The organism is Sphingomonas sp., from assembly GCF_036677245.1.
Classification (GTDB): Bacteria; Pseudomonadota; Alphaproteobacteria; order Sphingomonadales; family Sphingomonadaceae; genus Allosphingosinicella.
Genome location: NZ_JAKFCG010000111.1, coordinates 1 through 17,783, shown reverse-complemented (window position 1 = coordinate 17,783; position 17,783 = coordinate 1). Strand labels below are relative to the sequence as shown.

Sequence of the window (17,783 nt, the reverse complement as noted above, 5' to 3'; positions counted from 1 at the left end):
CGGAAGCGGGTGTCGACGAGCTCGTCGGTGACCACATTCTTGTCGAACATCAGCCATTCGAGCCGTTCGCGCACGCTCTCGCGGGTCGGCGCTCCGGTCGCCTTGCTGGTCGCGCTCGCGACCTTCGCGCCGACCTTGCGCGACAGTTCGGCGGCATCCTCCGACACTTCGAGCCCGGCGCCGGTGATCGAGGCATAGCCGCGCACGCGATCGGGGTGATTGACCGCGATCCATCCGGCGACCCACCCGCCCAACGACTGGCCGCCGACGATCGCCTGATCGATGCCGCAGGCATCCATATAGGCAAGCACGTGGCGGCCGAGCGCGGGCACATCGTAATCGATGTCCGGCTTGGCGGTGAAGCCGTGGCCGAGCATGTCGAGCGCGTGCAGCCGATGGTGTGCGCCGAGCGGGTTGAGGTTGCGTGTCCAGGTTTCGGCATGGCCGGTGATGCCGTGCAGCAGGATGACCGGATCGCCCGCACCGGCGACCAGGCTGCGCGTGCGATGGCCTCCGGCATCAGTGAAGCGGACCTCGGCGCCGAGCATCTCGACCCAGAAGGAAGCGCTCACATGAACACCGAGACGGCGCGCGGCAGCACGCGGTGGTCGAGGAACACCTTGCGCTCGGCGATCAACCAGCCGTTGCCCGCGCGCCGCAGCCGGTCCTCGCGGCGGCCGACGAAGAAATCGCCGTCCTTGTCGCGCCGTCCCTGGAACAGGATGAAGTTGGAATGGACGGTCAATTCGTCGCCCTCGCCCTCGACGAGGACGTTTCCGATCACGCGCCGGGTGCGCGAGCGCGGCAGCTCGGCATAGGCCATGCCGGACTTGATCCGCTCGAGCCGCTTGGCGAGGAACGCCTTGCCCTCCTCCATCACCGCCCATTGGCCCTGCACGGGATCACTGTCGGTATCGCCCTCGAGCGTCTCGACCACCGGCATCCAGTAGCGCGCGTCCTCGGCGAACAAGTCCAGCCATTCGTCGAAGCGATAGGCGTCGACCAGCCGCGCCTCGTGGTACAGGAAGGATTCGATCTCGGCCTTCAGTTCGTGCCTATAGCCGTTCACCGCGCTCATTCCGCGGTCATCAGCTTGAGCCAGTGGCGATAGAAATTGCGATGGTTCTGCTCGGAGAAATGCGGGCCCAGATGGCCGGGAAGCCCCTCGACCTCGAGCTCGCCGTCGTGGCCGACGCCCATCGCATAATGAAGGTTGGATCCTCCGGTGACTTTGCCGCGCAGCGCCTCGCTGATGCGCTCGAAATTCTCGCCGTCGTCGGGGCCGAAGATGCCGCCGGCGGCATTCTCCTGCGACATCTGGGTCCGGGCGAACTCGCGGATCGCGAGCGGCGCGGCTGAGTCGAACAGGCAGATCTGCCAGACCTCGAGCTCGTTGGGTCCCTTGGGATGCCACGAATAGAGGCCGAGCACATGGAAGCAGCCGAACTTGATCCACGACATGTTGGGGAAGATGTTGCCCTCGCCGAGCCCGTGGATCTCGGCCTGGCGTGCCGACAGATGCTCGCTTAGCCGCTGGTTATAGGCCTGGACATATTCCACCCCCTCGGGTCCGAACATCTGCGCCATCTGGAGGTCGTTCTGCAGCGCGCGGCCGGGCTTGGGGATGTCGCCCATGCCGTGGCCGTTGTCGAAATAAGCGATATAGTCGGCGACCATGTCATAGGGCGGCAGGAAGCCGATCTTGAACGCGCTGCCGTGCGTCGTCAGCACGTGATAATCGTCGCCGGCGAAGTTCTCCGAAGCGAGCTTCCAATTGGTGCTGATCCGGTATTTCATCACTGGGCCGATCACCTCGAGCCCACCCAAGGCTCCGACCAGCGGAAGATCGAGATACCACATCTGCTCGGGCGTGAGATATTGCTCGAGCGGCATAGCATCCTCGTCCCAATTGGCGAAGATCAGGCCCTTGTAGCTTGCGACATTGGGCACGCGGACGAGACCCATCGCGCTCTTGTCGAGATTGCCGTGATAGGCTTCCTTGAGCAAAGGCACCGCAAGCAGGCTGCCGTCGCGCGCATAGCCCCAGCCATGGTAGGGGCAGATGAACATCGAGGTGTTGCCGCGGTCGGTGCCGCAGACCGCCAGGCCGCGATGGCGGCAGCTGTTGAGCAGCACGTTGATCTCGCCATTCTCGCCGCGCACGACGATGACCCGGTCCTCGCCGATCGCCGAAACGAAGAAATCGCCCGGATTGCGGATCTGCGATTCATGGCCGAGGAAGCACCAGCTCTTGAGGAAGATGCGCTCGAGCTCGAGCTGGTAGACGTCGGGATCGGTGAACACCCGACCACTGACGATGCCGCGGTCGGGATCGACCAGCCCCCTGATCTCGTCTTCGCCGAGCCGTCGCGAGTCCTTCAATAGCGTCGCCATCTCACTCTCCGCATTATTTCCGGCCGAATTATACGGCCGATCTTGACGGTCCTGGTTTCAGCTTAAGCGGGCTCGTCTCCGACCGGAACCTGATATTTCAGCTCGACCGCCCGGCCCTCCTTGGCCGATTGCTCGATCGCCTGGCACAGCTCGACCGTGCCCTTGCCCCAACGGCCGTCGTGGAAGCTCGGCGTGTCGTTGAACACCGCATCATAGACCTGCATGAACTCGGCGGCACGCCCCGAATGGCCGGTGACCTCGATCTCCTCGACGCCGTCGTCGCCGTGGACGTAGAGGCCCTTCACCGACTGGCGGATGATGCCGCGGTCGCAGGCGGCGATGATCAGGCCGAAGAACGGCTGCACCGGCTCCGGGAACGGCTCGAACCCTTCGCTGACCGGCGCATAGCCCCAATGCTGGAAGGCGTTGAGATCGCTGACCCCGCCGTAGCGCAGGTCGTTCTTGAGCTTCCACAGCTCAGCCTCGGCCTCGTCGGGCGATTTTTCGGCGAGCAATTTGACCATATTGTTGCGGACGAAGCCGCACGAGCCGGGATCCTGCGCCCAGCCGCCCTCGCTCGCGCCCCAGGTGTAGCAGGTGCTGTCGAAATAGCCGCGCCAGTCGAACAAGGCGTTCGCCGCCGCGCCGCCCTCGAACTCGATATAGGCCGAATAGCCGCCCTCGACGTCGCGCAGATGGTCCCACCACATATGCGCGCGCACCGATTTGACCATTCCGCCGCCAAGGTAGCGGATGATGTCCATCTGGTGCGGACCCTGATTGTAGAGGTCGCCGTGCCACATCTGCAGCTCGCGGGTCGGCCAGGGCTGGGCGTTGAAGAAATTATAGTTGATCGCGTTGATATGGCGGAGCGGGCCGAGGCGGCCACTCGCGATCACCTCGCGCATCGCCCGGATCGGCGCGTCCATCGCGTGGCTGTGCGCCGCGATCAGCGAGACGCCGTTGTCGTCGCACGCCTTGATCATCGCGTCGACCTCGCCCGCCGACAAGGACAGCGGCTTCTCGCACAGCACGTGCTTGCCGTTGCGCGCGGCGATGATCGTATGCTCCATATGGAGCTCGTGCGGCGAGGCGATGTAGACCGCGTCGACGTTCGGGCTGCGGCACATCTCCTCGACGTCGGTGTAGACCTCCGCGTCATATTCCCTGGCGAACTGGTCGAGCGCTTCGCGGCGCAGGTCGGCGGCGGCGGTGAAGCGGATCGGCAAGGTCCTGATGTCCTGCCGTTCCCAGTTCAGCACGAGTCCCGATGCCTGACCAAGGCCGATGATGCCGATCCGCAGGATCTTGCCGTCGGCGCCATGGTCAGATCTCGCCGCCGTCTCGGTCGTAGCCATCCGTGCCTCCCGCCCCCGGGGTGTCGAGCCCCCAATTTGACATGCACTTCGATACCGAAGTAATTATCCGCCCGGGCCGGCTTTGTCCAGAATGTCTTTGGGCCGCCGGCGGTGACAGCTCCCGAGGAAGGTGATGACAGAAGAGCCCGTTCGGATCGGCGTATCCGGGCTTGGACGCGGCTTCATGCTGACCCTGCCGGGGCTGCTCCACCATCCGCGCATCCGCCTGGTCGCTGCCGCCGATCCCCGCCCGGAGGCGCGCGAGCGCTTCGCCGCCGAGTTCGGCGGCAGCGCCTATGCAGATTTCGCCGATCTCTGCGCCGACGATGCGGTCGAGCTGATCTACATCGCCTCGCCGCACGCCTTCCACGCCGCGCAGGCGATCGCGGCAGCGCAGGCCGGAAAGCATGTGCTGGTCGAGAAGCCGATGGCGCTCGACCTCGCGGAATGCCGGGCGATGGTGGCGGCATCGGAAGCCGCCGGCGTGCACATGATGGTCGGCCCGAGTCACGGCTACGACTCGCCGATCGCGCTGATCCGGAGCCTGATCGAAAGCGGCGCCTACGGCCGGGTGCGGATGATGAGCATGCTCACCTACACCGACTTCCTCCACCGACCGCGGCGATCCGAGGAGCTCGACCCCGAGCAGGGCGGCGGCGTGGTGTTCAGCCAGGCGGCGCACCAGATCGACATCGTCCGGCGGCTCGCCGGGTCGGAGCTCCGCTCGGTGTTCGCGCGGATCGGCGATTGGGATGCGGCGCGGCCGAGCGAGGGCGCGTACACCGCCTCGCTCGCCTTCGCCGACGGAGCCTTCGCGTCGCTGACCTACAGCGGCTACGGCAATTTCGACAGCGACGAGCTGTGCGGCTGGATCTCCGAGCTCGGCACGCCGAAGAAGCCCGGCGCGATCGCGGGACGGCCGCCGCTCCCCGGCCCCGGCGCCGAGGAGACCGCGCTCAAGATGAGCCGGGCCTATGGCGCGCGCGGGATCGACGCGGCCGCCGCGCCGCCGCACCACGAGCATTTCGGCCAGCTGATCGTCAGCTGCGAGCGCGCCGATTTTCGCCCCACCCCCACCGCCGTCCACGAATATGGCCCGAACGGCACCCGCATCCATCCGCTCGGCCCGCCGCGGAGCGCGCGCGCCGAAGTGCTCGACGAGGCGGTTGCGGCGGTGCGCGACGGCATTCCGCCGCTGCACGACGCACGCTGGGGCGCCGCGACGATCGCCGCCTGCGCGGCGCTGCGCCAATCCGCGCACGAGCGCCGCGAAATCGCTATCGCCCCGCTCGACCCCTAAGGATGATTCGCCAGGAAGGACGCCTATGACCCGCATAAAATTGAGCTTCGCCTGCTGGGACTATGACCGCATCCGCGCGATCGCCGACGGGCGCATCCGGCCCGAAGGGATCGATCTCAATTATATGAACCTGCCGGTCGAGGAGACCTTCTTCCGCATGCTGCGCTACGGCGAGTTCGACGTCGCCGAAATGTCGCTGTCCTCCTACACCGTGTCGCTGAGCCGCGACCCGCAGCGCTTCATCGCGCTGCCGGTGTTCATGTCGCGCTCGTTCCGCCACAATTGCATCTTCGTCTCGACCAAGAGCGGGATCGAGAAGCCGTCGGACCTCGCCGGCAAGCGGATCGGCGTCCCCGAATATCAGATGACCGCGCCGGTCTGGATCCGCGGCATCCTCGAGGACGAATATGGCGTCGACGCCTCGTCGCCCACCTATTTCACCGGCGGCGAGGAGCAGCCGGGGCGCGACGAGAAGCTCAAGCTCGACCTCCCCGACAAGATCAAGATCCAGCCGATCCCGTCCGACAAGACGCTCTCGCAGATGCTCGCCGAGGGCGAGATCGACGCGCTGCACGCACCGCGCATCCCGAGCACCTTCCACAGCCGGCCCGACGCGGTGCGGCGGCTGTTCGACGATCCGGTCAGCGAGGAGAAGGCTTATTATCGCAAGACCGGCCTGTTCCCGATCATGCACGTGATCGCGATCCGCCGCGACGTCTACGAGAGCAACCGCTGGATCGCGCGATCGCTCTACAACGCCTTCGTCGCCGCGCAGCAGATCGCCTATGAGGATCTCAAGATCGGCGCCGCGCTCAAGACGTCGCTCCCCTGGCAGGTCGCCGCGGTCGACGAGACGATCGCACTGATGGGCGAGGATTGGTGGCCCTACGGCCTCGACGCCAACCGCAAGGTGCTCGACACCTTCCTGCGCTACCACCACGATCAGGGGCTGTCACCGAAGCGGCTGGCGCCTGAGGATCTGTTCGCGCCCGAGACTTTGGAGGCGGCGAAAATCTGAGCGGTAGGGACCTCCCCTACCCTTCGCCTTCCTGCAGCTCGAGGTTGAGGTTGGCGGTCATGCGGATCAGCACCGAGAGGCAGGTCTCGAGCTCGTCGCGCGGGATGCCTTTCGAGGCGATGACGTTGATGTCGATCGCGTGCGACATCAATTGCTCCTCGAGCGCGCGGCCCTTTTCGGTCAGGCTGATGCGCAGCTTGCGGCGATCGTCGGGTTCGCGCTCACGAGTGACCAGCCCGGCCTCAACCATGTCGTTGATCAGGCTGACGGTGGTCGCCTCGGTGACGTTGGTGAGGTCGCTGAGCCGCTTCTGCGTCACGCCGTCCTCTTCCCACAACGCCCGCAGGTAATACCAGAAGCCCGATTTGAGGCCGAGCGGCGTGAGCCGCGCGTTCAGCAGGCGATCGAAGCCGCGATGGCTGGCGCGCACCTGCCGCCCGAGGCTGCGCTGCGCCGGAAGCTTGGTCGACATTTTTGCCTCAGGAACAGCCCGGATTGCCTTAGGAACAGCCTGGATGGGGCTCACGCCGCTTCCGGCCGGATCCGATGCGCCTCGAACGCAGCGAAATCGAGCGTCTTCCAGTCCATGCTCTTGGGGATCACGCCTTCGTAGGAGCGCAAGGTCACCGGCGGCGTGCGCGGCTCGGTCGCGCCGATCGGGGGGCCACCGTCGCGCACCTTCCTCGCGGCGGCGAGCATCTGCTTGCGGAACTGGATGATTGCCAAGTCGCTGGCGCCGAGCTTGTCGGCGGTGCGGTCGGCGATCCGGCCCATCGATTCCCACATCGCCATGTCCTGGGTCGGGATGCCCTTGATGCCGGTGAAATCACCGTGCTTCATCGCCTCGCGGTCCTGCATATAATTGTTGCCGGCGTTGCGCAGCTTCCGGAAGTCGGGATCAAGGTCAATGCCGGGCAGCGCCGCGCAGAAGCGGCGCCATTCGTCCTGCTCGATGCCCTTGGTCTCGTGCCAGGCAACCCAGTAGAACATGCAATTGCCGTCATCCATCGGCACTAGCATCTGCGAGAGATGATATTGGTTGTTCGGCGGGATCAGCACGGTGAACGGCGCGACGAAGATCGTCATCCGCACGTAGACCTCGCTCTCCTCGCGCACGATCGGCCGGCGCAAGGCGACGTAGCGGAAGCCGTAATCGGTCAGCTCATATTCCATCCGCGGCGCCTTATCGACCGTCGGCCGCGCCCAGGTGTCGCCGGTCGCGGTCGAGCCGCCGATGCCGTCGGCGGCGGGGATGTTGGTCGAATGGAGGCTCGAGCTATGCGCCGAATCGATCGATCCTTCGAGCACCTGCGCCCAATTGCAGGCGACGTGCATCTTGACGATGCTGATCCTGGTATCCTCGGTCGGCGCCCAGGCCGGGGTCAGGAACGGGGCGACCTCGGCCGGGTCGCCCAGCCACGCCCAGACGAAGCCGCCGGCCTCGTGCACCGGATAATGGCGGTGGCGCATGCCGACGCACATCCGCTCGGCATTGGGCTCGCACGCCATGTCGAGGACGTTGCCCTCGGTGTCGAACTTCCAGCCGTGATAGAGGCACCTGAGGCCGCCCTCTTCGTTGCGGCCGAAGAACAATGACGCGCCGCGGTGCGGGCAGGCCTCGGCGAGGACGCCGACCCGGCCTTCGCTGTCACGGAACGCGACCATATCCTCGCCGAGCAGGCGCGCGCGGACCGGCGGCCCGTCGCGCTCGGCGACCTCTTCGCTCATGCACACCGGCAGCCAATGCGCGCGCATGATCCGCCCCATCGGGGCATCGCCCTCCACCAGGCACATCAGTTCATTGTCTTCTGGGCTCACGTCGTCCTGCCTCGCTGCGGCCGCGCCACCCGAGGGCGCGCAAAATGACTTCGATATCGAAGCAATATTCGCTAGGATGCGATTTGTCCAGTAACCTCGCGTGCGCCGACGGGATGATCCGTGCTAGGATCGCGGCCATAAGCGGGCAAAAAATGGAGGTGAGGATGGCCGTTTCCGCGCTTGGCTATTTCGGCGTGAGCGTCTCCGATCTCGACGCGTGGCGTGAGTTCGGGACCAACATATTGGGGCTCGAATTGGCCGCGGACGACGCCGACGGGCTGCGGTTCCGCGCCGACGAGGCGCCGTGGCGGATCGCGGTCGAGCCGGGCGGCGCCGACGACCTCTCGTTCGCCGGCTTCGAGGCCGAGAGCGAAGCCGAGCTCGAGAGTTTGGCGACCCGCCTGCGCGCAAACGGCTTCGCGGTCGAGGAAGATCAGGCGCTCGCCAAGGAGCGCGGAGTCGGCCGCCTGCTGCGCACGAACGATCCGGACGGGCTGCGCTGCGAGCTCTATCATGGCCGCGAAGCGCGGGCGGAAAAGCCGTTCCGCTCGCCGCTCGGCGTCAGCGCGTTCGTCACCGACGGCCGCGGCATCGGCCATCTCGTGATCGCAGTTTCGGACATCGCGGCCGCGCGCCGCTTCTACGAGGAATTGCTCGGCTTCCGCCTGTCGGACTCGATCGACATGAACATCGGCCCGGTCACGTTGCGCGCGGTCTTCCTCCACTGCAATCCGCGCCACCACAGCCTCGCGCTGGTGCCGATCGACATGCCGCGCAGGCTGCACCATTTCATGGTCCAGGTCGCCGACTTCGACAATGTCGGCGAAGCGCTCGACCGGGTGAAGAAGGCGGGCATTCGCATCGCCTCGACGCTGGGCAAGCACAGCAACGATCACATGCTGTCCTTCTACATGGAGACGCCGTCCGGCTTCGAGGTCGAATATGGCTATGGCGCGCGCGAGATCGACGATTCGGTCTGGGTGCCCGAGATCTACGACACGACCAGCCTCTGGGGCCACGACCGCGGGCAGGCGCACTAGCGAAGATCCTCGCCGATACCCGGCGAGGATCTACCCCGCTTCACGCCGCCGTGAGGCCGCGCTATCGAACACGCACCACAACATCAGCCCAAAACATCAGCAGGTGAAACACGCATGGCCATTTCCCTCTACGCCGCAACCATTCCTTCCTGTCAGCAACTGCTCGGCGCCGTCGACGCTCTGCTCGACAAGGCCCAGGCCTTTTGCGCCGAAAAAGGCATCCCTGAGGAAGAGATGATCGAAGCGCGACTGATCGAGGATATGCTGCCGTTCGCCTATCAGGTCCGCGCGACCGCAACGCATTCGATCGGCGCGGTCGAGGGTATCCGCAGGGGCACATTCTCACCCGACCGCTCCCCCTGGCCCGAAAGCTTCGCTGAGCTCAAACAGCTCGTCGCCGACACGCAGAGCGCCCTCGCCGCGCTCGACCCGGCGGAGATCGACGGCTTCGAAGGCCGCCCGATGTGCTTCGAGCTGCCCGGCCTTCGCGCCGACTTCACCGCCGAGAATTTCCTCTTGTCCTTCTCGCAGCCCAATTTCTATTTCCACGCCACCACCGCCTACGACATCATGCGGATGAAGGGCGTGCAGATCGGCAAGCGCGATTTCATGGGGGTCTGGCGGACGGTCTAAGGCGGCCGTCGGCCGGTTAGTCGACCAACCAGCCGGCCGGCCAAACAGGGCGGATGCAAAAGATGCATCTGCCCCATCCTACATTGCACTCGCGCTTCACCAATCGCTCGGTCAATGGGAGGTTCGCACAACCCCCGTTGCGCTACGCGGTGGAACGGGGGCTGCGATGATCGGCTTCCTTGCCCGATCATCTGATTTTCCAATGCGCCGGTGGGCGCATCATTCCTCGGAGTCGATACATGCGAATTTTGCTTGCTTGCGCTGCCTTGCTTTCTGTTGCCCTTCCCGTCGCCGCCCAGGCCGAGACCGAAGCCTCGGCCGCAACCGCCGTCGCATCGCCCGCCTCCGAGCTGCGCGTCGGCACCGTGCTGAGCACTGCCGACGGCCGCCGCGTCGGCCGGGTCAGCCGCATCTACAAGTCGAAGGACGGCACCCCGGTTTCGGCGTCGGTCATCGTCGACGGCCGCTTCGCGATCGTCCCGATCTCGACGATCACCGCCAAGAACAAGTCGGTCGCGACGACCACGCTGACGCTCGCCGAGGTGCGCAAGCTGAAGTAATTGCCCGTTCCCGGCAAACCGGGACGACGTGAATGGCGCCCGCGACGAGAGATCGTCGCGGGCGCTTTCTTTTGGCTCAAGGCTGTAGCCGCCCGCTGCCGGGCAATCGCGCTTGTCCGCGCGCGCAAAGACCAATATTCTCGCCGCTTCCGCTTTGCGCTCGCGCGCAGCCATCGGATGCGCGCGGTGCCGAGCTCCCAATATTGAACAAGCCCCCGGTCCACGGGCGGCACGAAGAGGAGCGGATCATGCTGCAACAGGCGATCAAGCAATTTAGCGCCGATCTGGTCGTGCGCGATCAATATGATAATTTCATCGGCGGCAAATGGGTCGCGCCGGTCGAGGGCGCCTATTTCGACAACCCCTCGCCGATCACCGGCGCGCCGGTGTGCCGCAGCGCGCGCTCGACCGCGGCCGATATCGAGCTCGCGCTCGACGCCGCCCATGCCGCCAAAGACAAATGGGGCGCCACCTCCCCTGCCGAGCGCGCGCGCATCCTGAACAAGATCGCCGACCGCATGGAGGAGAAGCTCGACATCCTCGCGCTGGTCGAGACGATCGACAACGGCAAGCCAATCCGCGAGACCACGCACGCCGATCTGCCGCTGGCGATCGACCATTTCCGCTACTTCGCCGGCTGCATCCGCGCGCAGGAAGGCTCGATCGCGGAGATCGACCGCGACACGGTCGCCTACCATTTCCACGAGCCATTGGGCGTCGTCGGCCAGATCATCCCGTGGAACTTCCCGATCCTGATGGCGACGTGGAAGCTCGCGCCGGCGCTCGCCGCCGGCAATTGCGTGGTCCTGAAGCCGGCCGAGCAGACGCCGATGTCGATCATGGTGCTGGTCGAGATGATCGCCGACCTGCTGCCGCCGGGCGTGATCAACGTCGTCACCGGCTTCGGGCTGGAGGCCGGCGCGCCGCTCGCCAGGAGCAAGCGGATCGCCAAGATCGCGTTCACCGGCGAGACCTCGACCGGGCGGCTGATCATGCAATATGCCACCGAGAACCTCATCCCAGTGACGCTCGAGCTTGGCGGCAAATCGCCCAACATCTTCTTCGCCGACGTGATGGCCGAGGACGACGAGTTTCTCGACAAGGCCCTCGAGGGTCTGGCGATGTTCGCGTTGAACCAGGGCGAGGTCTGCACCTGCCCCAGCCGCGCCCTGGTCCAGGAAAGCATCTACGACCGCTTCATCGAGAAAGCCGTCGCTCGGGTGCGCAAGATCAAGCAGGGCAATCCGCTCGAAGCCGATACGATGCTCGGCGCGCAAGCGAGCAACGAGCAGCTCGAGAAGATCCTCTCCTACATCGCCATCGGCGAGGGCGAAGGCGCCAAGGTGCTGACCGGCGGCAAACGCGCTCAGCTCGGCGGCGATCTCGCCGAGGGCTATTATGTCGAGCCGACCATCCTCCACGGCCACAACAAGATGCGCGTCTTCCAGGAGGAGATTTTCGGGCCGGTGCTGGCGGTGACGACGTTCAAGGACGATGCCGAGGCGCTCGAGCTCGCCAACGACACCTTGTACGGCCTCGGCGCCGGCGTCTGGACCCGCGACGGAACGCGCGCCTACCGGATGGGCCGCAATATCCACGCCGGGCGGGTCTGGACCAATTGCTACCACGCCTATCCGGCGCATGCCGCGTTCGGCGGCTACAAGCAGTCGGGCATCGGCCGCGAGAACCACAAGATGATGCTCGACCATTATCAGCAGACCAAGAATCTGCTGGTCAGCTACAGCCCGAAAGCATTGGGCTTCTTCTGAGCGGCGGCGTCGCCAGCACGCAGGTCGCCCTCTCCAAAATGCGAAAGGCCGCCCGGAAGGGCGGCCTTTCCATTGTCAGCCAACCAAGGCTGGTCAGACGATGAAGCTCCGGGCGTTGGAGGCCGTGCCCATGCTGACTGCCGTGATCGGCATATGACAATGAGACATCAAACCACCTCCTTTCGATTGTTGAACGATAGCGAGGATGTGGGGATGCGGGCGGCTCGGTACAACCACTAAGTTCATGGATTCCCTGAACTAATCTTTATGTCGCCGGCAGGCCCGGCGCGCTCTCGCCCGGGCCACCGAGCTTTTTCGAGCGAGCCCCCTCGACCAGGAACAAGCCCCTCCACCGCTTCGCGGTCCCCCTCCCCTAGAAAACTGGGGGAGGAATGATTGGGGCTTCCGGCGCCTATTCCTCCCCCGGCTTTCCGGGGGAGGGGGACCACCCGCAGGGTGGTGGAGGGGCTCCTCGCGACCCCGCTTACGACAGGAACAAGCCCCTCCACCGCTTCGCGGTCCCCCTCCCCTCGAAATCGAGGAGAGGAATGATTGGGGCTTCAGTTCGCGGCCCAGTCCTTGATCAGGCGATTGGAGGGCAACGTCTTGTCGAGCACCTTGCGTGCGGCTTCGGCGCCGAGGACGGGGAGGTTGGTGCCGTCGAGCAGGCCGACCTGGACCAGCACCGAGGCCTGATCCCAATAGATATGCTCGTTGTAGAGCTTGTCGCCGCGGAAACGCACCACCGCGAGCATCGCCACTTCGACCTTCTTGCCGGTCGGCGCGATGCCCGGGAGGATCCAGTCGATCTCGACGTCGTGGGTGAACGAGAAGATGAACTCGTCGACCAGCCGGTCGACCCCGACCGTGCGCGAGACCGGGGTCAAGGTCGCGTCGAGCGGCATGTGGGCGATGAAGAAGTCGCGGTAGAAGCGCAGCAGATCGTCGTGGCCGACGCCGCCGGTCATCGTCGGGATATGGTTGACATAGGGCTGGGGCACCATCGTCTTGATGGTCGCCTCGGCGTCGCGCACCGCGAACTCGAGCGCGGTATGCTGCTCCCACAGCGCCTCGAGATCGTAATGCGGGCCGATCGCGCGGCGGAACAAGGTCAGCGAGCGCGTGTGCGCGATCGCCGTGGCGCTCGGATTATATTCCGGCCGGCCGGGCGCGGCGAAGGCATGGTCGCAGCCGGGATAGACGTAGCATTGGATATTGGGCTTGGCGGCGAGCGCCTGCTCGACCTTGATCCGCTCCTCGGGAGGCAGCATGCGATCCTGCTCGGCGAAGTGGAGGACCACCGGGCACTCGATCCGCGCCGCTTCCTCGAGCCTGCCCTGGAGGCCGACGGCGTAATAACCCACCGCGCAATCGACATCGGTGCGCGCCGCGGCAAGATAGGACAAGGTGCCGCCAAGGCAGAAGCCGAGCGCGCCGACCCCTCCCCGGCATTCGGGACGCGCGCGTAGAGCCTGCAGCGCAAGCCGGCTGTCCTCGACGGCCTGGTCGACGTCGAAGCGGTTGAAATAGCCGAGAGCGGTTTCGATCTCCGGCGGGCTGTAGCCGAGCTCGATGCCCGGCTCGATGCGCCAGAACAGGTCGGGCGCGAGCACGACATAACCTTCCTCGGCATAGAGATCGGCGACGTCGCGCATGCTCTGATTGATCCCGAAAATCTCCTGCAGCAGCAGGATGCCGGGGCCGGAGCCGGACGCCGGCAAGGCCAGATAGCCCTTGAAGTCGCTGCCTGAGATGTCGATCCACTCACCCATGCCCTGTCCTCCGGCTTGCGCGCCATCGACGAGGATCTCGTCGATCGGCGCCGCATAGGACTAACCAACCTCATCGGAGACGCCAAGCTTAGTCTCATGCAAATAAATCTGGCGTCGCAGCTTCACGCCCGCAGATCTTGATCGCTTCAGGCTGATTGAGCCTGAAGCGGGAATCAAGATCTGACTATATGAAGAGAGCCTGATTCACGCTCTCGGCAGAAGCGCGCGAAGCGCTTCCACCTCAAACGATCAGGCTCTAGAGCAGCCGCTCCGATGACCGCCGAGATCGACCCCTTCCACGCCATTGCGATCAGCCGCCTCGCGCACCGCCTCGCGGCGGAGGGCCGCTCGATCATCCACATGGAGTTCGGCCAACCCTCGACCGGCGCGCCGCGCGCGGCGATCGCCGCGGCGCACAGGATCCTCGACGAGGATGCGATGGGCTATTGGGAAAGCCCTTCGCTCAAGGCCCGGATCGCCCGCCATTATGACGAGGCCTATGGCGTCGCCGTCGATCCCGAGCAGGTGCTGCTCACCTGCGGCGCTTCGCCGGGGCTGGTGCTCGCCTTGCTGTGCGCCTTCGCACCAGGCGCGCGGGTCGCACTCGCGCGGCCGGGCTACGTCGCCTATCGCAATACGCTCAAGGCGCTGCACATGGTCCCGATCGAGCTCGCCTGCGGCGACGCCGAGCGCTTCCAGGTGACGGCGGCGCAACTCGCGGCGATCGACCCGCCGCCCGATGGGCTGATCCTGGCGAGCCCGGCCAATCCCACCGGCACGGTGGTCACCGACGAGGAAATGGCGGCGATTGCCGAAGTCTGCGCTGAGCGCGGCATTCGCATTATTTCCGACGAGATCTACCACAGCCTGACCTATGGCGCCGCGGCACGCTCGATCCTCGAGCATGACGGACAGGCGATCGTCGTCAACAGCTTCTCGAAATATTACAGCATGGCGGGCTGGCGGCTGGGCTGGATCGTGGTGCCGCCAGAGCTCGTCGCTGCGGCGCGTGCGCGCATGGGCAATCTTTTCCTGATGCCACCATCGCTGTCGCAGCATGCCGGGCTGGTCGCGATGGACAGCCGCGACGAGCTCGAGGGCCATCTCGACACCTATCGCGCCAACCGCGCCTTGCTGCTCGACGCGCTGCCGCGGATGGGGCTGCAGCGCATCGCCCCGCCGGACGGCGCCTTCTACATCTATGCCGACATCGGCCATCTCACCAACGACAGCCTCGCTTTCTGCCAACGGCTGCTCGAGGACACGGGCGTCGCCACCGCGCCGGGAGTGGATTTCGATCCGGTCGACGGGCACCGCTTCATGCGCTTCAGCTTCGCGGTCTCGACCGATCGGGTGGCGGATGCGGTGGGGCGGATGGCGCCCTGGTTCGAAGCGCGGCACGCCGAGAATCGCTGACCGGCGATCGGCCGGACGCTTTGCCCGAGCCAAGCTCCGTCGGCTCCTTTATGGTCTGAGGGATGAGAGGAGCCTGCCATGCCCAATGCCATCATCGTCGCCGGCTACGGCCCCGGAATCTCGCACTCGATGGCACGGCGCTTCGGGCGCGAAGGCTATGAGGTCGCGCTCGTCGGGCGCAACGCCGAGCGGACCGGCGCCGGCGCCGCCAAGCTCGCTGAGGAAGGCATCACCGCCAGATCCTATAGCTGCGATCTCGGCAACCAGGCGGCGACGCGGGCCATGGTGCGGCAGGTACAAGCGGATATCGGCCCGGTCGAGGTGCTGCACTGGAACCCCTATTCGACCGCCGCCGGGGACCTGACGACCGCGTCCCCGGACGAGCTTCATACGACGTTCGACGTGGCGGTGACGGGGCTGATGACAGCGGTCCAGACGGCGCTCCCCGACCTCGAAAGCACAGGCGGCGCGGTGCTCGTCACCAGCGGCAGCTTTGCGACCGACGACCCCCGGATCAACGAGATGGCGGCCCGGATCGACTATATGGGCTTCGCGGTGAGCAAGGCCGCCCAATATAAAGCGGTAAACGTCCTCCATTATCGGCTCGCGCCGGCGGGCATTTTCGTCGGGCAAATCGTCGTGCTCGGGACGGTCCAGCGAAGCGCCGCCGACCAGGGCAACGCGACGGTCGACCCGGACGCGGTCGCGGACCGCTTCTGGCAGCTCTTCAACGAGAGGGACGCGATCTCGGTACCGTTCGGCGGCTAAACTGGGTTGTCGGGTTCACGCCGACCTGAAAAAGCTTCTCGACACGATCCGGGCTCGAACCGTTATGAGGCGATATGCGCCGTCTGTTCTTCTTCAGCGGAGGGATGATGAGCCTCGGGCTCGGGACGGCCGGCGTGTTCCTCCCGCTGCTCCCGACCGTGCCCTTCGTGCTGCTGGCTGCTTTCTGCTTCGCCAGGAGCAGCCCCAGGATCGAGCTCTGGCTGTTGCGGCACAAGCATTTCGGCCCGCACATCCACGCCTGGCGTGAATCCCGCGCCATCAGCCGCTCCGGCAAACGCGCCGCCTGGATCGCATTTGCGGTCAGCGCGACGGCCGGCGTGATCGCCCTCCCCGCCTGGTGGAACTTGATCCCATTGGCGGTCGCGATCGTCGGAAGCTGGTGGATCGCCAGCTTGCCAACCGTGGCTGTGGCTGAAAACGAACGGCTATAGAGCGGGATGCGAATCCAATCGATCGCATCCCGCCCTGGTTTAGAGGATCGTCAGGCGGCCAGTTGCTCCAGCGCCTCGCTCGCCTCGATCCATGAAGCCTCGGCCGCGGCCAGCTGCCTTTGCACTTCGGCCCGCTTTTTCATCAGCTCGGTGGTGGTGAGATCGGCCAGCTCCTTCGGCGCCGCCGAGGGATCGAAGGTCGCGCGGTCGATCGCGCTGCGCAGCGCCGTCAGCTTGGCCATCTCCGCTTCCGCCGCCTTGGCGCGGGTGCGCAGCGCCTGGCCCTTCTCGCGCGCCGCCGCGGCCGCGCGCCGCTCGTCCTTGCGGTTGGTCTTGGGCGCGCGCTTGGCCGCGCCGGAATCCTTGGCGAGCACGAAATTGGTATAATCCTCGATGCTGCCGTCGAACTCGCGCGCGGTGCCGTCGTCGACCAGCACCAGCCGGTCGGCGATCAGCTCCAGCATGTGGCGGTCGTGGCTGACCACCACCACCGCGCCCGAATAGCCGTTCAGCGCCTGCACCAGCGCCTCGCGCGCGTCTACGTCGAGGTGGTTGGTCGGCTCGTCGAGGATCAGCAGGTGCGGCGCCTCACGGGTGATCAGCGCCAGCGCCAGCCGCGCCCGCTCGCCGCCCGAAAGCTTGCGCACCTCGGTCAGCGCCTTGTCGCCGGAAAAGCCGAAGCGGCCGAGCTGCGAGCGCACCGCCGCCGGCGTCATGCCCTTCATCAGCCGCGCCATATGCTGGAGCGGCGTGTCGGAGCCGTCGAGCTCGTCGACCTGATATTGGGTGAAATAGCCGACCTTGAGCTTCTGGCTGCGAGTCACCTCGCCTTCCATCGGCGCGAGCTGGGCGGCGAGCAGGCGCGCCAATGTCGTCTTGCCGTTGCCGTTGCGGCCGAGCAAAGCGATCCGGTCGTCGGGGTCGAGCCGCAGGTTGAGGCGGCTCAGGATCGGCGTCTCGCCATAGCCGACCGACGCCATGTCGAGCGTGACCAGCGGCGGGCGCAGCTCTTGCGGATTGGGGAAGCCGAACGACAGCGACGGATCGTCGACCATCTCGGCAATCGGCTGCATCCGCGCGAGCGCCTTCTGGCGCGACTGCGCCTGCTTGGCGGTGGAGGCGCGCGCCGAGTTGCGCGCGATATAGTCCTTGAGCTTCTCGCGCTCGGCCATCTGCTTCTCGCGCGCCGAGGCGAGCTGCGCCTGGCGTTCCGCGCGCTGCCGCTCGAACGCATCGTAGCCGCCGGGATAGAGCGTCAGCTTGCCGCGTTCGAGCGCAAGGATATGGTCGACGACATTGTTGAGGAAGTCGCGCTCGTGGCTGACCACCAGGATCGTCGCGCGGTAGCTCTTGAGGAAATCCTCGAGCCACAGCACCGCCTCGAGGTCGAGGTGGTTCGAGGGCTCGTCGAGCAGCAGCAGGTCCGGCGCCGAAAACAGCAAGGCGGCGAGCGCAACCCGCATCCGCCAACCGCCCGAGAAGCTG

General features: G+C 65.9%; 17 protein-coding genes. 9 read left to right on the top strand and 8 right to left on the bottom strand.

Going from position 1 to position 17,783, the window contains the following annotated elements:
* The 4 genes from V6M48_RS11685 to V6M48_RS11670 form a co-directional block, all read right to left on the bottom strand.
* Nucleotides 1-572: alpha/beta fold hydrolase (locus tag V6M48_RS11685; RefSeq protein ID WP_332812699.1), on the bottom strand; the 572-nt coding region annotated here is incomplete at its 3' end.
* A complete protein-coding gene (locus V6M48_RS11680; RefSeq protein WP_332812698.1) occupies nucleotides 569-1,078 on the bottom strand; it encodes an aromatic-ring-hydroxylating dioxygenase subunit beta in 510 nt (169 codons plus the stop codon). The genes V6M48_RS11685 and V6M48_RS11680, both read right to left, overlap by 4 nt.
* A complete protein-coding gene (locus V6M48_RS11675; protein ID WP_332812697.1) occupies nucleotides 1,075-2,394 on the bottom strand; it encodes an aromatic ring-hydroxylating dioxygenase subunit alpha in 1,320 nt (439 codons plus the stop codon). Before V6M48_RS11675 ends, V6M48_RS11680 begins: the two co-directional genes overlap by 4 nt.
* Nucleotides 2,395-2,456: 62 nt before the next feature.
* Nucleotides 2,457-3,752 carry a Gfo/Idh/MocA family protein gene (locus tag V6M48_RS11670; protein ID WP_332812696.1) on the bottom strand — a complete coding sequence of 432 codons (1,296 nt, stop codon included), beginning with the start codon at nucleotides 3,750-3,752 and terminating at the stop codon, nucleotides 2,457-2,459.
* 133 nt (nucleotides 3,753-3,885) lie between these two features.
* Between V6M48_RS11670 and V6M48_RS11665 the strand changes: the two genes are divergently transcribed.
* Nucleotides 3,886-5,052: a Gfo/Idh/MocA family protein gene (locus tag V6M48_RS11665; RefSeq protein WP_332812695.1), complete on the top strand. Its 1,167-nt coding sequence runs from the start codon at nucleotides 3,886-3,888 to the stop codon at nucleotides 5,050-5,052.
* A gap of 25 nt (nucleotides 5,053-5,077) precedes the next feature.
* A complete protein-coding gene (locus V6M48_RS11660) occupies nucleotides 5,078-6,070 on the top strand; it encodes an ABC transporter substrate-binding protein (protein WP_332812694.1) in 993 nt (330 codons plus the stop codon).
* Between the two features lie 16 nt (nucleotides 6,071-6,086).
* On the opposite strand, the gene V6M48_RS11655 is transcribed toward V6M48_RS11660, so the two are convergent.
* Entirely contained in the window at nucleotides 6,087-6,542 is a 456-nt protein-coding gene (locus tag V6M48_RS11655) for a MarR family winged helix-turn-helix transcriptional regulator (protein ID WP_332812693.1), read from the bottom strand.
* Between the two features lie 50 nt (nucleotides 6,543-6,592).
* Nucleotides 6,593-7,888, bottom strand: a complete 1,296-nt coding sequence (locus tag V6M48_RS11650) for a Rieske 2Fe-2S domain-containing protein (protein WP_332812692.1) — start codon at nucleotides 7,886-7,888, stop codon at nucleotides 6,593-6,595.
* 164 nt (nucleotides 7,889-8,052) lie between these two features.
* Between V6M48_RS11650 and V6M48_RS11645 the strand changes: the two genes are divergently transcribed.
* The 4 genes from V6M48_RS11645 (at nucleotide 8,053) to adh (ending at nucleotide 11,890) form a co-directional block, all read left to right on the top strand.
* Nucleotides 8,053-8,928 (top strand): VOC family protein, encoded by an 876-nt coding sequence (locus V6M48_RS11645; RefSeq protein ID WP_332812691.1) that lies wholly within the window; start codon nucleotides 8,053-8,055, stop codon nucleotides 8,926-8,928.
* Nucleotides 8,929-9,042: 114 nt separating this feature from the next.
* Nucleotides 9,043-9,561 carry a DUF1993 domain-containing protein gene (locus V6M48_RS11640; RefSeq protein WP_332812690.1) on the top strand — a complete coding sequence of 173 codons (519 nt, stop codon included), beginning with the start codon at nucleotides 9,043-9,045 and terminating at the stop codon, nucleotides 9,559-9,561.
* Nucleotides 9,562-9,827: 266 nt separating this feature from the next.
* The gene (locus V6M48_RS11635) at nucleotides 9,828-10,121 is read left to right on the top strand and encodes a hypothetical protein (protein ID WP_332812689.1); all 294 of its coding nucleotides are present in this window, start codon (nucleotides 9,828-9,830) and stop codon (nucleotides 10,119-10,121) included.
* Nucleotides 10,122-10,369: 248 nt separating this feature from the next.
* Nucleotides 10,370-11,890, top strand: a complete 1,521-nt coding sequence (gene adh, locus V6M48_RS11630; protein WP_332812700.1) for an aldehyde dehydrogenase — start codon at nucleotides 10,370-10,372, stop codon at nucleotides 11,888-11,890.
* Nucleotides 11,891-12,450: 560 nt separating this feature from the next.
* On the opposite strand, the gene V6M48_RS11625 is transcribed toward adh, so the two are convergent.
* Complete coding sequence (locus V6M48_RS11625) at nucleotides 12,451-13,662, bottom strand: dienelactone hydrolase family protein (RefSeq protein WP_332812688.1); 1,212 nt, start codon at nucleotides 13,660-13,662, stop codon at nucleotides 12,451-12,453.
* Between the two features lie 273 nt (nucleotides 13,663-13,935).
* On the opposite strand from V6M48_RS11625, the gene V6M48_RS11620 reads away from it, so the two are divergent.
* The 3 genes from V6M48_RS11620 (at nucleotide 13,936) to V6M48_RS11610 (ending at nucleotide 16,298) form a co-directional block, all read left to right on the top strand.
* Nucleotides 13,936-15,078, top strand: coding sequence for a pyridoxal phosphate-dependent aminotransferase (locus V6M48_RS11620; RefSeq protein ID WP_332812687.1), 1,143 nt, complete (start codon nucleotides 13,936-13,938; stop codon nucleotides 15,076-15,078).
* Between the two features lie 78 nt (nucleotides 15,079-15,156).
* Nucleotides 15,157-15,846 (top strand): SDR family NAD(P)-dependent oxidoreductase, encoded by a 690-nt coding sequence (locus V6M48_RS11615; protein WP_332812686.1) that lies wholly within the window; start codon nucleotides 15,157-15,159, stop codon nucleotides 15,844-15,846.
* 74 nt (nucleotides 15,847-15,920) lie between these two features.
* Nucleotides 15,921-16,298: a YbaN family protein gene (locus V6M48_RS11610; RefSeq protein WP_332812685.1), complete on the top strand. Its 378-nt coding sequence runs from the start codon at nucleotides 15,921-15,923 to the stop codon at nucleotides 16,296-16,298.
* Between the two features lie 50 nt (nucleotides 16,299-16,348).
* Here the strand turns inward: V6M48_RS11610 and V6M48_RS11605 are convergent.
* Nucleotides 16,349-17,783: ABC-F family ATP-binding cassette domain-containing protein (locus V6M48_RS11605; protein WP_332812684.1), on the bottom strand; the 1,435-nt coding region annotated here is incomplete at its 5' end.

Coding starts and splice junctions, on each gene's coding strand:
- V6M48_RS11680 (WP_332812698.1), bottom strand. CDS start 1,078: ATGAGCGCGGTGAACGGCTATAGGCACGAACTGAAGGCCGAGATCGAA.
- V6M48_RS11675 (WP_332812697.1), bottom strand. CDS start 2,394: ATGGCGACGCTATTGAAGGACTCGCGACGGCTCGGCGAAGACGAGATC.
- V6M48_RS11670 (WP_332812696.1), bottom strand. CDS start 3,752: ATGGCTACGACCGAGACGGCGGCGAGATCTGACCATGGCGCCGACGGC.
- V6M48_RS11665 (WP_332812695.1), top strand. CDS start 3,886: ATGACAGAAGAGCCCGTTCGGATCGGCGTATCCGGGCTTGGACGCGGC.
- V6M48_RS11660 (WP_332812694.1), top strand. CDS start 5,078: ATGACCCGCATAAAATTGAGCTTCGCCTGCTGGGACTATGACCGCATC.
- V6M48_RS11655 (WP_332812693.1), bottom strand. CDS start 6,542: ATGTCGACCAAGCTTCCGGCGCAGCGCAGCCTCGGGCGGCAGGTGCGC.
- V6M48_RS11645 (WP_332812691.1), top strand. CDS start 8,053: ATGGCCGTTTCCGCGCTTGGCTATTTCGGCGTGAGCGTCTCCGATCTC.
- V6M48_RS11640 (WP_332812690.1), top strand. CDS start 9,043: ATGGCCATTTCCCTCTACGCCGCAACCATTCCTTCCTGTCAGCAACTG.
- adh (WP_332812700.1), top strand. CDS start 10,370: ATGCTGCAACAGGCGATCAAGCAATTTAGCGCCGATCTGGTCGTGCGC.
- V6M48_RS11625 (WP_332812688.1), bottom strand. CDS start 13,662: ATGGGTGAGTGGATCGACATCTCAGGCAGCGACTTCAAGGGCTATCTG.
- V6M48_RS11620 (WP_332812687.1), top strand. CDS start 13,936: ATGACCGCCGAGATCGACCCCTTCCACGCCATTGCGATCAGCCGCCTC.
- V6M48_RS11615 (WP_332812686.1), top strand. CDS start 15,157: ATGCCCAATGCCATCATCGTCGCCGGCTACGGCCCCGGAATCTCGCAC.
- V6M48_RS11610 (WP_332812685.1), top strand. CDS start 15,921: ATGCGCCGTCTGTTCTTCTTCAGCGGAGGGATGATGAGCCTCGGGCTC.